This window comes from Microcystis sp. M53603_WE2 (genome assembly GCF_030065435.1).
On record NZ_JASJFF010001365.1, the window covers coordinates 1 to 2,882 of the forward strand.

The window sequence follows — 2,882 nt, forward strand, 5'->3', positions numbered from 1 at the left end:
GTTTTTCTTTTTCGGCCAACGACCATTAAAATAAAATTGGACTACATTAGCCCCATAGTTGGTAGATATTTTGATCGAGCGATCGCTACTTTGGGAATCGACGACAAACACTTCATCAGCCCTAGCAACACTCTCTAAACAGGCGGGAAGGTTAGATTCCTCGTTTTTGGCGGGAATTAACACCGAAACGGGAATTTTTTCTGATTGACTAAACATTGGTACACTGTGGCTAGGTAGAGTGTTCGCATCTTTCCTTAAAACCCTTAGTCACTCAGAAAGCGAGAACTAGGACCTAAGATTTTTCTTGATCTTACTATACCTTATTTGGTTTTTTACCTAAAAATGTCGGCTTGAACCCAAGAGAGAGACTCCTAGAGACTTGCATATTCTCCCAGAAAATAGCGAAAAATTTGATCGCTAATTTCTAACTGCGAAATAGACGACTATACTGGGTTTCGTGGTTCATACTGGCAAAACTTAGCCCCCAACTCCAACTGCTCAGGTTTTCATCGGCTAAACTGATAATATCTGCTGTTGCTGTTAATAAACTGGGCTGTAAACCGATCAGAAGCGATTGTCCTAGGGTTTGTCCAAGGGGAATTAAACGCAATCCTGCATTGATTAAATTACTTGCCCAACTGTGTAAATAGCCTAAAACCGCTAATTCTTCGCCAATTTGCCAATGACTTGCCCCGATCGCAAAAGCGGTGGCATAATTAGCCTGTTCTGGTAGATTATCTCTGGCCGGTGCTAACTCCCGCAATAAGTTTAACAGCGATCGCCCCATTTGCCAGCTTTGTTGTCTTAATTCGGCCGTTTCCCGCGTTGCCGATAACCAATTATCCCAATAATTAAGTTTTGTAAAATCCTCTTGACAAAAACAACGATATACCCTTAGCAAAACAGCCGTTTCTAAGCGAATCGAGCCTTGACAAAGCGATCGCTCTAACCAATCATTTAAGCTGGCACTATTGGAGATAATCCCCTTTTCGACGAGGGTTTCTAGCCCTTCGGAATAACTATAGCCCCCCACGGGTAAAATGGGACTAGCCAATTGTAATAAACACAAAAGTTCTTTTTGATTGAGCATAGAAAACCGAGAAAATTGTCCTTAACACAATCAGGGAAATGCTTGGCACTTCGTTATTTAGATCGAGCGGATAGAAAGCGGCACTTTGTGAATTATACCGTGATTAATAGCCACAATTATCAACTACTATACTTAGGGTTTGCGGCAAAAAGTTTTTCTTGGTGGCAGGGTGTGGGGTGTGGGGTGTGGGGTTTTCCCCATTTTCAGGGAGTCAATTACCTAATTTTCAGGGAAAAAGTCCAGGGATTTTCCCCCCAATCACTCTCGGCTGGCACTTTTTGATTTCAAAAAAGCCTAAAGATATTATCCAACAAGGTTTTTAGATTTATTCAACCAACTCTACTTATGTCCTCACGAGAACAGCATTTTCTGAAAATAAATCTTGTCGTTCTCCTCTTGATTTTAGCTTTGACTGCTTGGGTTGATCGGGCAGAATTAAACTCTAGTCTTTTGTTTTATCCTCCCGCTACTCCCCCAACTCCGATCGCTGGTTTATTAACCCATTCTTTTCAATTGCTTTGTTGTTTCCCTCCGATTGTTTGCCTTTTTAGTTATGCTTTATTGTCCCGCAAGGCAAGTTTCAATAATTCTCGCCATTTTTTACTTGTTTCTGGCATAATAACGGGACTTTTTGCCATCAATGAAATCTTCAGAATTCATATCATTCTCCTCTATTTTAATATTTCCAAATTTTTGACTATCTCTGTTTATGCCCTCGCAATTCTGATTTATGGTTTAGCATTTTGGCGGCGAATAAGACAAACTTATTACCAAATTTTAATCATTGCTTTAGCACTTTTAACTTTTGCAATTGCTATCGATTTTCTCCAGCTTAAAAATCAAGGTTTTGCTAGTCTAAGTGAAGGAATTCCTAAACTGTTAAGTGCTGTGAATCTAGCTGGCTATTTTTGGGATGTATGTTTTCAAGAAATTTCAGCCCAGATCAAATCCCAATAAATTATCCATTCATCTGTTTAACCAGATGTAAAATTTCGGGAAGAATCAGTTTTTCTAGGGCTAATTTAACGGCATTAGTGGAACCAGGGAGAGAAAAGACTAATAAGTTTTGATAAACCCCAGCTATTGCCCTTGATGCCATGGCACGGGAGCCAATTTCCTGATAGCTGAGATAACGAAATAATTCGCCAAAACCGGGCAAAGTAATCCTTAATAAAGGTACTAAAGCATCATAGGTATTGTCTCTGGGAGCAATACCCGTACCCCCATTGAGAATTAAGACTTTTATCTGATTTTGATTGCTAATCTCTGGTAAGATTGCTTGAATTTGTAAGGGTTGATCGGGGATAATTAAGTATAGGCCGATATCATGACCCGATCGAGTTAGTAACTCTTGAATTATTTGGCCACTCCTATCCGTCTCTGGGGTACGAGTATCGCTCACCGTGACTACGGCACAGGTAAGGTTAAGGGGGGCGGTGTCGGGATGGGGATTGACACTCCCGTCACTAAAAGCGAGGGATTCTTGGTTCATCGAGTTTCCTTAATCTGACAGGACGTATCCAACATTCGCCAGAGCGCCCCCTTGGGGCAAGGGGGGGTCAGACGATTTAATCTTTTTTCTGCCTGGCGATAGTATTGCGGTATTTCTACCGTTTCCCCATAACTATTAGCGTAGAAAACTTTTAAGCCTACATCCAATCCTACACATCTTTGGCTCTTCGGTTTGTGTTATGCAATGGATGGGGGTTATAAGGAATGAAACCCTTATAGAGAAAGACATTACCGCGATTTTTGTCAATTGTTTGCGATCTAGAGCGAACTAATCAATTAA

The 2,882-nt window shown here is 40.8% G+C and carries 4 protein-coding genes and 1 pseudogene; 1 reads left to right on the top strand and 4 read right to left on the bottom strand.

What is annotated here, in order from left to right; translation table 11 throughout:
• On the bottom strand, positions 1–216 hold a 216-nt coding region (locus tag PX481_RS28665), incomplete at its 3' end, for a glycosyltransferase (RefSeq protein WP_288097346.1).
• Positions 217–424: 208 nt separating this feature from the next.
• Complete coding sequence (locus PX481_RS28670; protein WP_288027670.1) at positions 425–1,090, bottom strand: urease accessory protein UreF; 666 nt, start codon at positions 1,088–1,090, stop codon at positions 425–427.
• Positions 1,091–1,435: 345 nt separating this feature from the next.
• Here PX481_RS28670 and PX481_RS28675 point away from each other — a divergent pair, with 345 nt between their 5' ends.
• The gene (locus PX481_RS28675; protein ID WP_004159365.1) at positions 1,436–2,047 is read left to right on the top strand and encodes a DUF8692 domain-containing protein; all 612 of its coding nucleotides are present in this window, start codon (positions 1,436–1,438) and stop codon (positions 2,045–2,047) included.
• Position 2,048: 1 nt separating this feature from the next.
• Here the strand turns inward: PX481_RS28675 and PX481_RS28680 are convergent, their stop codons facing one another.
• Together PX481_RS28680 and PX481_RS28685 are read right to left on the bottom strand one after the other, a co-directional pair.
• Entirely contained in the window at positions 2,049–2,582 is a 534-nt protein-coding gene (locus PX481_RS28680) for a MogA/MoaB family molybdenum cofactor biosynthesis protein (protein WP_004159364.1), read from the bottom strand.
• A 68-nt stretch (positions 2,583–2,650) separates the two neighbouring features.
• Positions 2,651–2,767: pseudogene (locus tag PX481_RS28685) on the bottom strand (transposase); the annotation flags it as partial.
• Positions 2,768–2,882 lie beyond the last annotated feature (115 nt).

Coding starts and splice junctions, on each gene's coding strand:
- PX481_RS28680 (WP_004159364.1), bottom strand. CDS start 2,582: ATGAACCAAGAATCCCTCGCTTTTAGTGACGGGAGTGTCAATCCCCAT.
- PX481_RS28675 (WP_004159365.1), top strand. CDS start 1,436: ATGTCCTCACGAGAACAGCATTTTCTGAAAATAAATCTTGTCGTTCTC.
- PX481_RS28670 (WP_288027670.1), bottom strand. CDS start 1,090: ATGCTCAATCAAAAAGAACTTTTGTGTTTATTACAATTGGCTAGTCCC.